The 17,346-nt window shown below is 51.7% G+C and carries 14 protein-coding genes; 3 read left to right on the top strand and 11 right to left on the bottom strand.

From position 1 onward, the window contains the following. Positions 1-560 precede the first annotated feature (560 nt). The gene (locus tag R0134_RS11350; protein WP_319782040.1) at positions 561-1,637 is read left to right on the top strand and encodes an efflux RND transporter periplasmic adaptor subunit; all 1,077 of its coding nucleotides are present in this window, start codon (positions 561-563) and stop codon (positions 1,635-1,637) included. Beyond that, on the top strand, positions 1,624-4,737 hold the full coding sequence (locus R0134_RS11345) for an efflux RND transporter permease subunit (protein WP_319782039.1): 3,114 nt from the start codon (positions 1,624-1,626) through the stop codon (positions 4,735-4,737). Before R0134_RS11350 ends, R0134_RS11345 begins: the two co-directional genes overlap by 14 nt. Before the next feature lie 88 nt (positions 4,738-4,825). Here the strand turns inward: R0134_RS11345 and R0134_RS11340 are convergent, their stop codons facing one another. Next, the gene (locus R0134_RS11340) at positions 4,826-5,089 is read right to left on the bottom strand and encodes a hypothetical protein (protein WP_319782038.1); all 264 of its coding nucleotides are present in this window, start codon (positions 5,087-5,089) and stop codon (positions 4,826-4,828) included. Positions 5,090-5,125: 36 nt separating this feature from the next. After that, on the bottom strand, positions 5,126-5,572 hold the full coding sequence (locus R0134_RS11335; RefSeq protein WP_319782037.1) for a DoxX family protein: 447 nt from the start codon (positions 5,570-5,572) through the stop codon (positions 5,126-5,128). Positions 5,573-5,704: 132 nt separating this feature from the next. Here R0134_RS11335 and R0134_RS11330 point away from each other — a divergent pair, with 132 nt between their 5' ends. Next, positions 5,705-6,601: a LysR family transcriptional regulator gene (locus R0134_RS11330; protein WP_319782036.1), complete on the top strand. Its 897-nt coding sequence runs from the start codon at positions 5,705-5,707 to the stop codon at positions 6,599-6,601. A 260-nt stretch (positions 6,602-6,861) separates the two neighbouring features. Here the strand turns inward: R0134_RS11330 and ccoG are convergent, their stop codons facing one another. The 9 genes from ccoG to accC form a co-directional block, all read right to left on the bottom strand. Beyond that, positions 6,862-8,250, bottom strand: coding sequence for a cytochrome c oxidase accessory protein CcoG (ccoG, locus tag R0134_RS11325; protein ID WP_319782035.1), 1,389 nt, complete (start codon positions 8,248-8,250; stop codon positions 6,862-6,864). A gap of 190 nt (positions 8,251-8,440) precedes the next feature. Further along, positions 8,441-9,850 carry a PLP-dependent aminotransferase family protein gene (locus R0134_RS11320; protein ID WP_319782034.1) on the bottom strand — a complete coding sequence of 470 codons (1,410 nt, stop codon included), beginning with the start codon at positions 9,848-9,850 and terminating at the stop codon, positions 8,441-8,443. Then, on the bottom strand, positions 9,847-10,422 hold the full coding sequence (locus R0134_RS11315) for an acyl-CoA thioesterase (protein WP_319782033.1): 576 nt from the start codon (positions 10,420-10,422) through the stop codon (positions 9,847-9,849). Before R0134_RS11315 ends, R0134_RS11320 begins: the two co-directional genes overlap by 4 nt. Positions 10,423-10,885: 463 nt before the next feature. Next, positions 10,886-11,185 (bottom strand): DNA-binding transcriptional regulator Fis, encoded by a 300-nt coding sequence (fis, locus tag R0134_RS11310; RefSeq protein WP_086963763.1) that lies wholly within the window; start codon positions 11,183-11,185, stop codon positions 10,886-10,888. Positions 11,186-11,210: 25 nt separating this feature from the next. Continuing rightward, positions 11,211-12,176: a tRNA dihydrouridine synthase DusB gene (gene dusB, locus R0134_RS11305; protein ID WP_319782031.1), complete on the bottom strand. Its 966-nt coding sequence runs from the start codon at positions 12,174-12,176 to the stop codon at positions 11,211-11,213. Positions 12,177-12,460: 284 nt separating this feature from the next. After that, on the bottom strand, positions 12,461-13,336 hold the full coding sequence (gene prmA, locus R0134_RS11300) for a 50S ribosomal protein L11 methyltransferase (protein ID WP_319782030.1): 876 nt from the start codon (positions 13,334-13,336) through the stop codon (positions 12,461-12,463). A gap of 267 nt (positions 13,337-13,603) precedes the next feature. Then, a complete protein-coding gene (panF, locus tag R0134_RS11295; protein ID WP_319782029.1) occupies positions 13,604-15,130 on the bottom strand; it encodes a sodium/pantothenate symporter in 1,527 nt (508 codons plus the stop codon). Positions 15,131-15,139: 9 nt separating this feature from the next. Then, positions 15,140-15,520: a YhdT family protein gene (locus tag R0134_RS11290; RefSeq protein WP_319782028.1), complete on the bottom strand. Its 381-nt coding sequence runs from the start codon at positions 15,518-15,520 to the stop codon at positions 15,140-15,142. Between the two features lie 478 nt (positions 15,521-15,998). Further along, positions 15,999-17,339: an acetyl-CoA carboxylase biotin carboxylase subunit gene (gene accC, locus R0134_RS11285; protein WP_319782027.1), complete on the bottom strand. Its 1,341-nt coding sequence runs from the start codon at positions 17,337-17,339 to the stop codon at positions 15,999-16,001. Between the last annotated feature and the right edge of the window lie 7 nt (positions 17,340-17,346).

The following is a 17,346-nucleotide window of genomic DNA, read 5'->3' as shown; positions in this document are numbered from 1 at the left end:
AACAAAGAGCCAAAGCAAGATACCGGATCAGGTCCGATGTATGACGGCATAAGAACGAGGTGTTTTGCAGGTTTGGCCGCCTTCCTGATGAACGTCAGGATCTCGCTCTTGGTGTCTTCAAAAGCCCAAACAAGATACCGGATCAGGTCCAGTATGACGGCATAAGAACGAGGTGTTTTGTGGTTTGGCCGTCTTCCTGACTGACGTCAGGATCTCGCTCTTGGTGTCTTTAAAAGCCCAAACAAGATACCGGATCAGGTCCGGTATGACGGCATAAGAGCGGGGTGTTTTGTGGTTTGGCCGTCTTCCTGACGGACGTCAGGATCTCGCTCTTGGTGTCTTCAAAAGTCCAAACAAGATACCGGATCAGGTCCGGTATGACGGCATAAGAGCGGGGTGTTTTGCAGGTTTTGGTGTTTTCTTTTAGCTGACGACTTGGTGCTGGGCGCTCGGCGCTATTTTTTAGCCACATATTGTCACATTTTGCCGTCTGCCAGACATAGTTTGGGTGCACGAACAAGGTACACTAGGGCGAGCTTTGTATAAGGAATAATAACAACATGAAATATAAGAATAATAACTCTGGATGGCGACCTTATTTATGGCTGGCATTGGTGTGCTTTTCTTCGGTGACACAGGCCCAATATAAAGCCGTGGTGACCACGGCCGAAGTGACTGAGCTGCCGGTGATGGCCAGTATCGAACTCATGGGCACCTTAAAAGCCAATCAACAGGTGGCGATAGCACCGCAAGTGAGTGCAAGGGTCACGCAGGTGCATTTTGAATCAGGCCAATTAGTTAAAAAAGGCCAAGTGTTATTGAGCCTAGATAACAGAGCGGCAAAAGCTCAGGTGCGAGAAGCGCAAGCTTCACTCATGGATGCGCAGCGCATTTTCAAAAACTACAACACCTTGTTTCAACGCAAAGCCGTTACCCAAACCGAGGTCGATGGACAACAAGCTGCCGTTGCCATGGCAGAGGCTAAACTAGCAGCGGCACAGGTACAGGCTTCTTATTTAACCTTACACGCGCCCTTTAGTGGTGTGATGGGCTTAACGGATGTGGCACCGGGCGCCTTGTTGGCGGCCAATGAGCCCGTGGCCGACTTATTGGACATTAGCCAGTTAAAGCTGGATGTGGCCTTGCCGGAAAAATATTTTAATAAGGTAAAAGTGGGTGAAACACTCACCGCCTATAGCGATGCCTATGGTGAGCAAGCCTTTAGCGGCAAACTGGCGGTAATGGCGCCAAGTGTGAACAGCGACAGTTTAAATGCCACCGTGCGTTTAGTGTTTGATAACTCGATGCCAGAGAACTCTCAACTTGATAACGCTAAGCCAGGTAAGACGCACAACACACTGGTACCCGGTATGTTGATGCGCGTAGCACTAACTGTCGATAACAGTGTGCAGCTGGCAATTCCGGTGCAAAGTCTGTTGTATGCGGGCCAACAGCGTTATGTGTATGTGGTGGATGAAGAAAACAAAGTGAGCCGCCGCGATGTGATCATTGGCCGTAATATGGGCGAGCAAGTCACGGTCGTCGACGGCCTTAAAGCCGGTGAGCGAGTGATCAGCGCCGGTACCGTTAAGGTTCGAGAAGGCAGTGTGGTTGAGGTATTAGATGAAGATCTCTGATCTCTCGATTGCGCGGCCGGTGCTGGCCACGGTATTAAGTTTGATGCTGTGCGTGTTTGGTTTGATTTCCTTTTTGGAGCTACCGCTGCGGGAAATGCCGGACACCACCTCTCCCGTGGTCACGGTGCGCACTACTTATACCGGGGCGAGCGCTGCCGTGTTAGAAGTGCAAGTCACCAAGCGTCTAGAAGATGAGCTGTCAGGCATCAGTGATGTGAAATACATCAGCTCCAGTACCAGCGATGGCAGTTCTAGCATTACCATTGAATTTGATCCCTCCCGCGACTTAGACAGCGCTGCCAGTGATGTGCGTGAAGCCGTGGCGCGCGCCTCGCGCAAATTGCCCGATGACGCAGATGCGCCCATCGTCACCAAAGACACGGGGCGAAACGATGTGATTTTGTGGATCACCTTACGCTCCACTGGCATGTCGCCGTTAACCATGGGTGATTATGCAGAAAACGTGTTGGCGGATCGCTTTAGCCTGCTCGATGGCGTGAGCTCAGTAGTCGTAGGTGGGCGTAAAGAGCGGGTAATGAATGTGCGCCTAGATCCGGTCGCCATGGCGGCACGGGGCATTACGGTGGCGGATATTCGCGCCGCCTTGCGCTCGCAAAACGTGGAGCTGCCCGCGGGCGTGCTGGAAAATAACCAGCAAAACTATGCCACTCGTATTCAACGCAGCTTTGAAGAGGCCGTTAATTTTCAACGCTTAAGCATTAGACGTATCGATGCCGACAGTCGCGTTTATCTCTCAGATGTGGCCGAGGTGTGGGAGGGTGAAAAGCCAGAAAACACCCTGTTTCGCTCCAACGGCCAGAACGTAGTGGGCTTAGGTATCGTTAAACAAAGCCAAGCTAATACGCTGGATGTGGTTAATGAAGTGAAAAAGGCCATTGGCGCGCAGCAACAGTTTTTGCCAGATGGTACTGAGCTTACGTGGACCTTCGACAGCTCGGTATTTATCGACAGCGCCATCGATGAGGTGTATCAAACCTTGATGATCACCGTCGGCTTAGTGGTGTTGGTCATTTATATCTTCTTAGGTCAGGTGCGCGCCACCCTGATCCCCGCCATCACGGTGCCCGTCTCATTAATCAGTGCCTTTATTGCCGCCTATGCGTTGGGCTACTCGGTCAACCTTATTACCTTAATGGCGCTGATTATGGCCATAGGCCTAGTGGTGGATGATGCGATTGTGGTGCTGGAAAATATTTACCATCACCTCGAGCGCGGGCGCTCACCCTTAGCCGCCGCTTATTATGGCACTCGAGAAGTGGGCTTTGCGGTGATTGCCACCACGCTCACCTTAGTGGCCGTGTTTGTGCCCATCATCTTTATGGGTGGTATTATTGGCCGTATCTTTACTGAGTTTGCGGTCTTGCTGTCCGCCGCCGTGATCTTTTCATCCATAGTGGCATTAACGCTTAGTCCGGTGATGAGCGTTAAGATACTAAAAGCTCATCAGGCACCGACCAAGCTGGCGCTGCGCTTTAATGCGGGCTTTGCCAAACTGGAACGCGGCTATAAGCGCTTACTCAATATGGGGCTGAATAAAGGCAAGCATCGCCTCTGGTGGGCACCGGTGGTTATGGTCATGGCCTTGGGGCTAACCGTTTGGCTGCTTAGCCAAGTGCCGCAAAGCTTGACGCCCAAAGAAGACCGCGGCTCGGTATTTGTGATGGTGCGCGGTGCGGAAGGGGCCAGCTTTGATCGCATGAGCTTGGCCATGGGCGAAATTGAACAACGACTGAACCCCCTGCTCGACGAGGGCATCGCCACTAACTTAACGGTGCGCACCCCCGGTTTTGGTGGCGGCGTTAACAGCGGCATGGTGATCATCAGTTTAGAAAACTGGGATAAGCGTGATGTGCCCGCCGAGCAAGTGGTTAATCGTATTCGTGGCTTAACGCGAGACGTGGCCGATGTGTTGGTGATCCCGATTTTACCGTCTTCGATCCGCGGCGGCTCTAGCTCACCGGTGGAGTTTGTGATCACCGGCAGTGATTATGACGAGCTCTACCAGTGGGCCGAGCAGTTACGCGGCTTGGCGCAAGATAACCCGGGCTTAAGCGATATCGACCTAGATTACGCACAAACCAAGCCAGAATTGTTGGTAGAGGTGGATCAGCAGCGCGCAGCCAAGCTGGGCATTTCGGTGACAGATGTTGCCGACAGCCTCAATGTGATGCTGGGCGGGCAAGCCATTACCACCTATGAGCGCCAAGGCGAAGAATACGACGTGTATTTAAAAGGCCAGCAAGAGGTGCTTCGCCAACTCAGCGATATTGGCGGCATTTATTTGCGCAGCGGCCACGGCGAACTGGTCTCGCTTGATAATCTGGTGAGCTTAAATGAGCAGGGCACGTCCGCCTCTCTTAATCATTACAACCGCAAAAAAGCCATTACCTTAAGTGCCAACTTGGTCGGCAGTTACAGCTTGGGCGAAGCGCTGGATTATTTAGATGACTTGGTGCGTGAGCACCTGCCCGATAACGCCATTGCCGACTATAAAGGGGAGTCGCTGGAATATAAGAATAACCAAAGTGATGTGGCCTTCGTGTTTGGCTTGGCGTTAGTGGTGGTGTTCTTAATCTTAGCGGCGCAATTTGAAAGTTTTATCCATCCCTTTATTGTGTTGCTTACCGTCCCTCTCGGGCTAGTGGGCGGTTTATTGGGGCTGTATTTTGCCGGCATGAGCTTAAACGCCTATAGCCAGATTGCCATGGTGATGCTGATTGGCTTAGTCACTAAAAACGGCATCTTGATTGTGGAGTTTGCCAACCAGCTAAGGGATCGCGGCATCCCCTTCGATGAAGCGGTTACCGAGGCTGCGGTAAGACGGTTAAGGCCGATTTTAATGACAGCTTTCACCACTATTATTGGCGCTATTCCGCTAATTTTAGCCAGTGGCGCTGGCGCCGAAAGTCGCCAAAACGTCGGTATAGTGGTGTTTACCGGCGTATCGCTGGCCACCTTACTTACGCTGTTTATCGTACCCGCCATGTATCGCCTACTGGCGCGCGGCACCCAATCTCCCGAGCATCAGCAACGGCTATTGGATGCAGCGCTTGAAGAGCCGGTAAAGGGTGAAGAGTAAATAATAGCGCCGAGCGCCCGGCGCATAGCTCAGGTTAAACAATAAGGCGGTCGAATAAATTCGACCTACAAAAGGCCACAGCCAAACCCTAACCTTGGTCATTGCGAGGAGTATAACGACGCGGCAATCTATGTTTGGTGCCCTGTGCAGGCGTGCAGAATGGATTGCCGCGCTGCGCTCGCAATGAACTGTGAACCGCCATGAGATCCTCGGCATTAATGGTCGGCAAGGGGTGTTGTGCCAAGTCCCGGCTAAGGGTCGGCTCCGCTAACGCGTCCACAAGATATTGCCCGATGATACGCGTGTTGGAGTTGCTTAATCGTGCACTGCTATTGATATGTAATACCGTCATGTGATGACTCCGTCATGCTGATTGATAAAGGTGTATTTACTGATCCAGTCGCGTGTGCAGTAAACGATCCACACTGAGGCTGCCAGCGCCCCTGAATACCAGACCAATACTGATCACCAGCAAGGCGAGGCCGAATTCGTAACCGTTATTTGACATAAACAGCCCATTTGACAGATGAACCGTGGCGATGGCGACGAGCATGGTGATGGCCAGCATTAACGCTGCCGGGCGAGTCATTAAGCCCGCAATCAGCAACAAGCCACCAAAAAATTCGGCACCACCGGCCATGGCTGCCATAAGCACCCCAGGCTCGAGGCCAATAGACGTCATCCAACCTGCTGTGCCTTCCAAGCCATAGCCACCAAACCAGCCAAATAATTTTTGGCCTCCGTGGGCGGTAAATATCACGCCGGCTCCGAGGCGAAGGGGCAGGGTATCCACACCTGCAGCGGTAGCGGTTAACGTGCTAATGAGTGCTTTCATGTTATTTCTCCAAAACGGAAACTGTCGGTTTGTTTAAATGATGGATCCATTATAAGGATTGAGGAAAGCGCAATAAGAGTTAATATCTGTTCAGAATGTTCTAAATATCAGAACATTCTTTTTGGAGGAATAATGGCAAAAAACCCAATAACAATAGAGGTGCTAGAAACACTGGATGCCATCGAGCGACGGGGAAGTTTCGCGAAAGCCGCAGAAGAGCTGAACAAAGCCACCTCAGCCGTGTCCTATGCGGTGCAAAAATTGGAAGAGCAGCTTGATATTGCTCTGTTTCAGCGTCAGGGGCGCCGTTCGGTGTTAACGTCAGCTGGGCGACTGATATTGGTCGAAGGGAGAGAAATACTTCACACCACAGCGCGACTGGCAAATAAGGCAAAGGAAGTGGCCACGGGTTGGGAGCCTCGTATTCGCATCGCCGTAGAGTCACTGCAGTCCTACCCTGCCTTTTTTGGCGTGCTTGGCGAATTTCTCAAGGCACATCCCACGGTTGAAATCGATGTGTGTGAGTCAGTGCTGAACGGCGGGTGGGAAGCGCTTGAGCAAGACCGGGTAGATTTGATCATCGGATCACCCGGACCCGTGCCACTGCAAAAAGGTTACCGTACACTGCTATTGGCGCGTCCCGATCTGGTGCCGGTTGTTGCGTCTGGTCATGAACTTGCAAGCATAGCGACGAACCCCGATGCGTTACAAGGTTGTCTGCCGGAGGTTCGAAGGGTTATTACACACGATACCTCCCTCGTTGATATTACCCGAAACGCGGGTTTAAGCAGTGACGGTAAACATTTTTACGTGCAAAACATCGATCAGAAAGTGGAGGCGATAATGGCAGGCATAGGCGTAGGGCACCTGCCGCGACAGCGTATTCAAAACCAACTCAATAATGGCGAGCTTGTCGAGCTGGCGTTAAATGAATGTCCTATTTTCGAACATTATCTGGCTTGGAAAATCAGTCACAAAGGCAAAGGGCTGCAATTGCTAACTCAAAAATTGTCTGTCGTATTTGGTTAGGTCTGATTACCCACGATCAGGGTGATGCATCAACGTTCATAATTTGAACAGCTCTAGGCAGGGTTTCTTTTGCTCGTCAAAGTGCGGCTAGATTTTAGCCTTTATAACACGGTGGATCATATTGGCACTCTCCGCTTAATAATATGGCCGATAAGAAAAATGGGGCCTGACTCTCGATATTCGAGCGTCAGGCCCCTCTTGGTTTCAATACTCAGATGGTTTTAATACTCAAGGCCAGCTTCCATAGTAGGCCAATTCTGCTAGCGGCTTGGGCTGAAAAATTGGCTATTAGTCTGTACTTGCAGCTGGTCATTACCGGCCACAAACGTAATCGCCTGTATGCTATTCTGCAACTGATAAGGATCCGCCGTCAAACTAATAGACAGATTAACGATTTCACCGGCCGGGACCGACACCTCCTCTGGTCCCGTCCAGCGTAAGGCATCCATTCCGGTTACGCGTACCCGATAATCTTGTGGCTGCTGACTGCGATTCGGCAACTTAAGCAAATAGGTGTTTTCCACCCAACCTGCTGTGGTTTCTCGGAACAGTTGATTACGATCCCGTTGCACGTCCAGCGCCATTGGCACTCGGCTGGCGGCGGCATACACCAGTACCACCAACATCAGCAGCAACATAATGCCATAGCCGACCAACTTGGGCCGCAACAACCGGGTCTTGCCGCCCTCTAGCTGGCGCTCGCTGGCATAACGGATCAGCCCAGTGGCGCTGCCCATCTGACTCATGGTCTGATCACAGGCATCGGCGCAAGCCCCGCAGTTGATGCATTCATACTGCAGACCGTCTCGAATATCGATGCCGGTGGGGCACACTTGTACACACAAATTGCAGTCTATACAGTCGCCGAGTCCCAGTGCTGCGGCATCTGTGTTACGCGCACGTGGACCACGACGCTCTCCGCGCTTGGCATCATAACTCGCGCTATAGGTGTCTTTATCGAACATCGCCGACTGAAAGCGAGAGTAAGGGCACATATGAGTACACATTATGGCCCGCATCCAACCCGCGTTGAGATAGGTACAAAGCGCAAAAAACACCACCCAGAAGCTCGACAGCAGGCCGGCAGAAAACTGTACTAAATCGGTGGCCAACGCGGCAGCAGGTACAAAATAGGCGACGAAAGTAAAACCACTCAACAAGGAGATCAGCAGCCAGATCAGGTGTTTGCCGCCAGTGCGCCACAACTTATTCAAGCTCCAAGGCGCCTTGTGCAATTGACGACGCTTATTAGCACTACCCTCTAATCTTTCTTCTACCCAGATGAACCAGAAAGTCCACACTGTCTGCGGGCAGAGATAACCGCACCACACTCGTCCCAAAAATACGGTAATAAAAAATAGGCCGCAAGCTGCCACCATCAACACTAAGGCGAGCAAAGTCAGATCCTGAGGCCAGATAGTGATGCCGAACAGATGAAAACGTTGCTGTGCCAGATCCAGCAGCAAGGCCTGTTGGCCGTTCCAGCGCAGCCAAGGTCCCAGCAGAAAACACAGCATCAACATTCCACCCATGACCCGACGCAGCCGCTGCCAGCGCCCCTGTTGTGCGCGCACGTAAACATGGCCCTGATCTATGGGTCTGGGCTCGATACAGACGTTAACGTCAATTTGGGAAGAATATTTTTCCATAAGGCTCACACTGTTTGTTATGAGAAAAGTCAGCCAGTACCGAACGGCACTCGCTGCGACCATCCGCGCAGTAGACCATGGCTGGCCTGAGCGCAACATAAACAGTTGTGAGTAAATAAACTATAACAGTGCTATTAAATGAGCCAGAAACTATAACAGTACGGCCCTCTGAATACTCAAGCTTGATTGCTCAAACTAGCGCTAGTTGACCGTCAATCAGCGCCGCCAACTGTTTAATGGCAGCCTCACTACCGGTATTCCAAGGCAGTGAGACATTGAGCCGAAAACAGTGCCGATATTGCTCGCCTGCGGCAAACATGCGCCCAGGCGCGATAGTGATACCCGCCTTCAGCGCCCGCCAATACAGCTCGGTCGCGCAGCAGTCTGTCGGCAGCTCCAACCACAAAAAATAGCTGCCTTCGGCATAATGCACCCGCACCGCATCAGGAAATTCCCGCTTGATGGCCCGATAAAAAATATGTTTGCGCTGCTCTAGGGTCCGGCGCAGAGTATGCAGATGCTTGTCGTAATGATGCGCAGACAGATAATCAGCCAGCGCCAATTGCATGGGCGCACTGGTCGACAAGGTGCTCATCAACTGCAGCCGTTGAATAGCCTGCGCTTGTTGTCCCGCCGCTACCCAACCGATACGAAAGCCGGTGGCCAGTGTCTTGGAAAAAGAACCACAGTGCAGTACTTGGCCTGTATTGTCCCACGCCTTGACAGGCAACGGCGTCACTAAACCGGCATACAGCTCACCATAGACATCGTCTTCAATCAGGCTCACGCCGTGCTCGGTCAACAGAGCCAGCAGTTGCTGTTTGTGCGCCGTCGACATGCTGGCGCCCAACGGGTTCTGGCAATGACTCATCAGCCAGCAGGCCTTGATGGGATATTGCTGTAATGCTTGAGCCAGCGCATCTAAGTCCATGCCGCGCTGTGGATCCGTCGCCACCGCCACTGTTTTTAGATGGTGGCGCTCTATCGCCTGCAGCGCACCGTAAAAAGCCGGTGACTCCACTACTACCCAGTCACCGGGCTGGGTTAGCGCTTGCAGACTAAGATTGAGCGCCTCCAATGCGCCAGAGGTGATCACGATTTCATCAGGCGAAATCTCCATGCCCTTAGCGGCATAACGCTGGGCAATACTGCGGCGCAAATCGGCACAGCCTGGCGGCAGACTGATGTCAGTATTGGCAGATGACAACTGGCGAGCCACTCGGATCAGGGAGCGAGACAGTTGATGTTGTGGAAACAGCGAGGGATCAGGAAAGGCAGAGCCTAGCGCCACACAATCGGGATTATTGCCCGCCTGCAGTACGTTGAAGATAAAAGCGTTGATATCGACCGTTTCTGCCGGCTGAAGTGGTGATGAGTAACGAGGCGCCTGCAAAACGGGCGCGACAAAATAGCCAGATTGGGGCCGAGAGCGCACCCAACCTTGGCTTTCAAGTAACTGATAGGCGTTGAACACCGTCATTAGGCTCAGCCCAGAACGGCGTACCGTTTCACGCAGCGAGGGCAGCTTGTCGCCTTCCTGCCAAACACCGCTGCTGATCTGCTCCTGAAGCTGCAGTGCCAGCTGCTCATAGCGGCTCATAACGGTAAATGCCTCACTCCCGGATAGCGGCAATTTTCGCCTTCCAGCTCGACCATGGCTTGGCTAATCTTGAGTGCTGCGCCAATATCGTCAATCTCTTGTTGGTGGGCGCGACGTAATCTTTTACGTAACTTACCCATCACAAAACGGCGAATTTCATCCTCATCTTCCAATAACAACCCGGCAACCTTAACCGGCTTACGGGTTTCTTCACTCAAGGCAACCATAGTGAAATAGGAGGTATTGGTATGCTTTACTGTGCCTTCACGAAAGTTTTCTAATTCGACTTTAATGCCCACTTCCATCGAGCTGCTGCCTACGTAGTTGACGGAGGCGTACAACGTCAGTAAGTCGCCTACTTCTACTGGGTTCATAAAGTCAACCGAGTCCACTGAGGCCGTCACACTATAGCCTTTGCAATGGGAAGCAGCACAGGTATAGGCAATTTTATCCATTAGGCTCAAAATTACGCCTCCGTGTACCTTGCCACCAAAGTTGGCATAAGACGGCACCATCAACTCTTTAAGGATCACCTGTGAGGCTTTAACTGTTCTAAATCCCGCATCGCTCATTACTCCACCTAATCATTAGCTTAAAAAACAATAAGTTATGGCTACTTAAGTCGGCGCTTTGCCGGGCAACGCACCTATGATGCGCTCGCACAGCTAGCATCCTAACCCAATTACCCTTATATGAACCGCGCCACACCTCAGCTTGAGAGCAATAGTAGCAAGAAATGACGAAACTCTACTGCGGTACTGCGTAACCTAGAAAATGCCCTATCCCTAGGCACAATGCGGCCTCAGCTGATTCCGGGGGTTAGTGCATATTTAGATTGTGCGGCTAACATGATGCGATCTGCTATTAAAATGAGGGGGTTACTAGGCGGCAATGAAAAATCTAGTCTTGGCCTTCACAAGAAATTTGCAGCTGAGTGCTTTGCCAAGTGTGGGTTCAATTGTGGGTTCAAAAGCAAAAAAAGCGCTACCTCTTGCGAGATAACGCTTTTGTATTCAACACGTTAACTAAAAACTCTTAGTTCATGCCGTATTTTTTGAGCTTCTTGCGCAAAGTGCCGCGGTTGATGCCCATCATATTGGCAGCGCGGGTTTGGTTACCGCGAGTGTATTGCATGATCACGTCCAGCATCGGGGCTTCGACTTCGGCGAGGACCAACTCATACAACTCAGTTACTTCCTGACCATTCAGCTGGGACAGATAATTACGCAGCGCTTGGTCTACCGAGTTGCGCAACGGGCGCTGGGTAGGCTGCTCAGAAGTTGGAGATTTAATGGTAGTAACCAGTGCATCAGAAGTCGTAGTTTGTTCGAACATATTTAGTCGGCTCTTCTTTTGTTCGTTAAGCTATATTCGCGAAATAATGCGCCAGTGAGTCGAGCTGTTGCTCGGCCTCATCAAGGGCATTGAAATCACTGCGAAAGTCACGGCCCGCATCACTATCTTTCAGGTACCAACCCACATGCTTACGGGCAATACGTACGCCTAACACTCCACCGTAAAACGCGTGCAGTGCTTCAACGTGCTCCCGTATCATGGCGCGCTCCAGGTCCTTATGCAGCGGCAAGGGTAGAGTACCTTGTTCCAGATAGTGGCGGATTTCTCTAAATATCCAAGGCCGTCCCTGTGCAGCCCGGCCAATCATGATGGCGTCGGCGCCGGTGTCATCCAAGACAAAACGCGCCTTTTCTGGGCTGTCGATGTCCCCATTAGCAATAATGGGAATAGAGACGGCTTGTTTTATTGCTCTAATGGTATCGTATTCTGCTTCACCCTTGTACATGCAGGCACGAGTGCGGCCATGCACGGCTAGGGCCTGAATACCGCAATCTTCGGCGATACGAGCAATTTGCACGCCATTACGGTGTTCAGGCTCCCAACCTGTACGAATTTTCAGGGTAACGGGAACGGAAACTGCGTTAACCACGGCGGTGACAATTTCTTGCACGAGCTGCGGGTATTGCAACAGGGCGGACCCTGCCATTTTTTTATTCACTTTCTTTGCTGGGCAACCCATGTTGATGTCGATGATCTGGGCGCCCTGGTCCACATTGAACTGGGCGGCCTCAGCCATTAGCATCGGATCTGCCCCGGCAATCTGGACGGAACGAATACCGGTTTCTCCTGCATGGTCCATACGCCGTAAAGACTTCTCGGTCTGCCATACCTTAGGGTTGGAGGACATCATTTCTGATACCGCCATACCCGCACCCATGCGCAAGCACAGAGTACGAAATGGTCTGTCGGTTACGCCAGCCATAGGAGCCACCAAAATGGGGCTAGACAGTTTGTAAGGACCAATCTGCATGAGAGAACAGCTATCTTTGCTCAGGGTCGCGTATCTTACGCATTTTTAATGAGTCTGAAAAGGTCATTAATTGAACGATTGGTAAATTTTAATAAGTCAAGATGACTGGTGTGTTTTTTATGCAAGTTCATGAGTTGCTAATTTAGTCATTTATAGATTCACTTGGGTCAGGTTTTTATAAGTTATTTTGCCCAAACCGTACCTTGGCTTAGCAGAACATGGGCTCTTAAAGGAGCCCATGTTTCTGTGTTCAGTGAGGTCACTGCTTTATCTAGCGGGTGTGCTTAGCGCTTTTGTCCGCTGAGGCGGGCCCATTCTTCACGCAGTTCAGGTGCGTCCATGGTAAACCACTGCTCATAGAGCTCGTTTAAGCCCTCGGCTTGCAGGTCAAGAATACCAGACAGCGCGAGCTTACCGCCGGGCTTCACCAAGCTGCTGATCAACGGCGACAGCTCTTTCAGCGGGCCGGCTAAAATATTGGCCACTACGATATCGGCTTTCATATTCTCCGGCTGATCTTTGGGCAGATAAACCGTTAAGCGGTCCGCCACGCCATTGCGCTCGGCGTTATCTTGGCTGGCTTGCAGCGCTTGCGGGTCGATATCTATGCCGATCACCTGCTTGGCACCCAGCTTTAATGCCGCCAGCGCTAAAATGCCGGAGCCACAGCCAAAGTCGATCACGGTTTTATCCGTTAAATCTTGGCCGTCTAACCACTCTAAGCACAAAGCAGTAGTGGGGTGGGTACCGGTACCAAAGGCCAAGCCCGGATCCAGCATCACGTTCACCGCAGTGGGGTCTGGCACATCGCGCCAGCTTGGGCAAATCCACAAACGATCGCCAAAGCGCATGGGGTGAAAGCTGTCCATCCACTCGCGTACCCAGTCTTTATCTTCTAGCTGCTCAACTTTGTAAGTGAGATCTTTGCGATAGAATTTCTTTAAGAAGCTAATGATAGGATCCGGATCCGTGGCGGCATCAAACATGCCCACTACAACGGTGTCATCCCACAATAGGGTTTCACCGGGCAGCGGTTCGTACACGGGTTTATCTTCGGCGTCCATATAGGTCACCGCCTGAGCACCGCGCCCGAGCAGCATGTTACTGACCTTGTCGGCGGTTTTTTCGGTGGCATTAATGCGAATTTGTATCCAAGGCATGGCGTGGCTTCATCAAACGGTAAAGGCAGGATTCTAGCATAAAATCAGCTGGAAGCCGTAAGCTGTAAGTCAAAACCCAAGGCAAAGCTTACTGCGAGATCCTGACGTGCAACCGGAAGACGGCATAAGGACTAACACAGTCCTGCGCCCTTAGCCGTCTTACTGGGCTCGCCCCAGTATCTCGCCCTAGGGTCTAAAGCGAACAGCGAGATCCTGACGTGCGTCAGGAAGACGGCATAAACACAAACACCATCGTTCTGTGGGCTGTTAAGTATTTGTCTCGTGCTGGGTGCCGGGCGCTTGGTGCTCGGCGCTTTTTTTGCCAAGCTCCTTTTTCCCAAACAAGGCCCGCACTTCTGCACAAGGAGCAGGGCTGAGCAATGAGCCGATAACATAGGCGAGTCCAGACAACGTTAGGCTGGGCACTATGGCGTGCAGGCCGAATAGCTTAATGCCGAGCGTGGTGAGCAGACCGTAGCTGAGCGCGCCTACCAGCATGGAGGCCAGTGCGCCGGTGGCGGTGCCGCGCCACCAATATAAGCCCAACACTAATGGCCAGAAGAAGATGGCTTGCAGCGCACCAAAGGCTAATAAGTTCAGCCAAATAATCATGTCCGGTGGGCTAAGGGCGGCGAGCAACACGATTAAGCCCACGGCCAGTGTTACCAAGCGGCTGGCGCGTTTAATGAAAGTCGGCGAGGGCGGGGTAGAGTTAGGCTTGCGGCTTACATAATTCAAATATAAGTCTTTCACCAAAGTGGCCGAGGCTTGGATCAACTGGGAGTCGATAGTCGACATAATGGCCGCCATGGGGCCCGCTAAAAATAAGCCCGCCACTATCGGTGGTAATACGGTAAGCATTAAAGTGGGCATGACTTTATCGGGCACGGTGAGCTCGGGTATTAATACTCGCCCCAAGGCGCCGGCGAAGTGCATACCAAACATCAACAGTGCGCCCACTAAGGTGCCAATAATAATGCCTTTGTGCATGGCCTTACTGTCTTTATAGGCTAAGCAGCGCACCGCCGAATGGGGCAGGCCAATCACGCCAAAACAGACCAACACCCAAAATGACAGCATAAAGCTGGTACTTAAAAAGTCATCGGGGCCACGGGGCGATACCAAGCCCGGATCTATCTCAGCCAAGGCACTAAACATGGCACTGGCGCCGCCGCCTGCAGTCAGTACGCCCACTAGCAGCACGATAGTACCAATCAGCATTAAGATGCCTTGTATCGCATCCGTGACCACTACCGCCCTAAAGCCGCCAATCAGGGTATAAAGCATGACCGTAGTGGCGAAAATAATCAGGCCGCCTTGATAGGGCAGGCCGGTCACGGTTTCTAACAGCCGCGCGCCGCCGATAAATTGCACCACCATAGTGGCGATAAAAGCCGCCAATAAGCCCAGTGCTGCCAAAATTACCACCAAGGGGCTGCGATAGCGTGCATAGAGCATGTCGTTAATAGTCAGCGCATTGACGCGCCGCGCTATGACGGCGAACTGCTTGCCCAGCACGCCGAGCGTTAACCACACGGTGGGCACTTGGATCATGGCCAGCAACACCCAGCCTAGCCCTAAACTGTACGCCGCACCGGGGCCGCCAATAAAAGACGACGCCGAGGCGTAAGTCGCCACCATGGTCATGGCCAGCACAAAGCCGCCCATGGAGCGGTTGCCTAAGAAGTAATCTTCGACAAAGTTACCCTCAGTGGGACGACGGCTTAAGTAAAAGCCCAAGCCCAACATGGCCAGTAAATAGCAGATTAACGGAACAATCAGTGCAAGATTCATGTTTAGTCTTTAGTGAGGGCGTAAGTGGGTGCGTAACGGTACAGCGGCGTGTGTGGCGTCGGCTTGAGTAATGGAGGCGGCATCGGCGATAGGTGCAGTGGCCTTGGCTTTTAATTTTGCATCAGTGACTTTAGCATCTTCAGTGCCGGCATCCGTTAGCGCAGCGTCGAGCGGCAGGTTTTTAAAATAGCGTTTTATCATAATTGCGCATAAGCCAATAAACAGCAGCGGGTTAAATACGCAGCTCAATACAAACCACAATGGCCAGCCGTGCCACATGATAGTGGACGGTACAGCATAGGCACTCAGCCACCAGCCCAGCATATACAGCACGGCTAAGCCTAAACTTAAGAGCGCCTCGCGGCGAGCAATAGTCACAAGATGATTCATGGATAGTGTCCTCAGTGCAGAGGCGAAGAGTAACATATTTGCGCTACCCATGAGTAACCAGACATAAGAGAAACGTGAGCTGCAACATGCAGCAAAAGATAGCACCGAGCATCAAAGGTTTTTCCCTTGTAGGAGCCCGTCTCTTCGGCGAAGAGGACTTCGGCTCGGTCTTTGTTTAATACCATTCTGTAAAACTAACTGATCATATTATCCTGCTCCGCAGGACTGCCGAACAAGTTGGCAGCTAAAAGAGGTAAGACTTAGATACTGTTTTGTATTTAGATCATTTTCTTACTTAGATTGGTATAAGTTCAAACCAATTCTGCTGCGCAGAACCGGTGAAACTCTCTGTTTAACAAAAGTGGCGGCTACAGGTTTAGGCATTTTTGTTAGGCTCGGCGCTGTTATTCAACCATAAAAAACGGCGCCCTGAGGCACCGTTTAGCTTTCGCACTTTCGCAGATGTTGGCTGCAACAATTACAGGCCTAGTTTTTTCTCTAGGTAGTGAATGTTGGTGCCGCCGTTGCGGAAGTTTTCATCACGCATGATTTCTTGATGCAGGGGAATGTTGGTTTTAATACCTTCAATCACCAGCTCGTTCAGGGCGTGCGTCATGCGGGCGATCGCGATATCGCGGTTTTCGCCGTAGCAGATAAGCTTGCCAATCATGGAGTCGTAATAAGGCGGTACTTTGTAACCTGCATAAATATGCGAATCCCAACGCACGCCTAAGCCACCCGGAGAATGAAACAACTTGATTTCACCTGGGCTTGGGATAAAGGTCTTGGGATCTTCGGCGTTAATACGACACTCAATCGCATGGCCACGAATGGTCACTTGCTCTTGAGTAATCGACAACGGCATGCCGGCAGCAATGCGTAGCTGTTCTTTGATTAAGTCCACACCGGTGATCATTTCAGTGATTGGGTGCTCAACCTGAATACGGGTGTTCATTTCAATGAAATAGAACTCGCCGTTTTCATACAAGAACTCAAAAGTACCGGCACCGCGATAGCCGATCTCTACACAAGCACGGCAGCAACGCTCACCGATAAACTTACGCATCTCTTCGGTAATGCCGGGTGCTGGCCCTTCTTCCACTACTTTTTGGTGGCGACGTTGCATGGAGCAGTCGCGCTCACCTAAGTGAATCGCTTTGCCTTGACCGTCGGCCAAGATCTGGATTTCGATGTGGCGTGGGTTTTCTAGATATTTTTCCATGTACACCACGTCACTACCAAACGCAGCGCCGGCTTCGGCTTTGGTCATGGCAATGGCTCTTTCCAGCTCGGCTTCGTTGCGCACTACGCGCATACCGCGACCACCACCACCGGCAGAGGCCTTGATGATCACCGGGTAACCAATGCGCTTGGCAATGGCGGCGTTCTTCTTGGCATCGTCGCTGATTGGGCCGTCTGAACCAGGCACACAAGGTACGCCGGTTTTTTTCATGGCAGCAATGGCGGACACTTTATCGCCCATTAAGCGAATGGTGTCGCCTTTTGGGCCGATAAATACGAAGCCTGATTTTTCAACCTGGTCGGCGAAGTCGGCGTTTTCTGCCAAGAAGCCGTAACCGGGGTGAATCGCAACCGCGTCAGTGACTTCGGCAGCAGCAATAATAGACGGAATGTTCAAGTACGACTGGCTAGACTGATTGCCACCAATACAGATGGACTCGTCTGCTAACAGTACGTGCTTAAGTTCACGGTCGGCGGTGGAATGCACGGCTACCGTCTTGATCCCCAGCTCTTTACAAGCGCGCAGGATCCGTAAGGCAATTTCACCGCGGTTGGCGATGACTACTTTATCCAGCATGAGACTT

This window comes from Oceanisphaera sp. IT1-181 (assembly GCF_033807535.1).
In the GTDB taxonomy this organism is placed as follows: domain Bacteria; phylum Pseudomonadota; class Gammaproteobacteria; order Enterobacterales; family Aeromonadaceae; genus Oceanimonas.
This window is presented reverse-complemented; position numbering and strand designations above follow the sequence as displayed.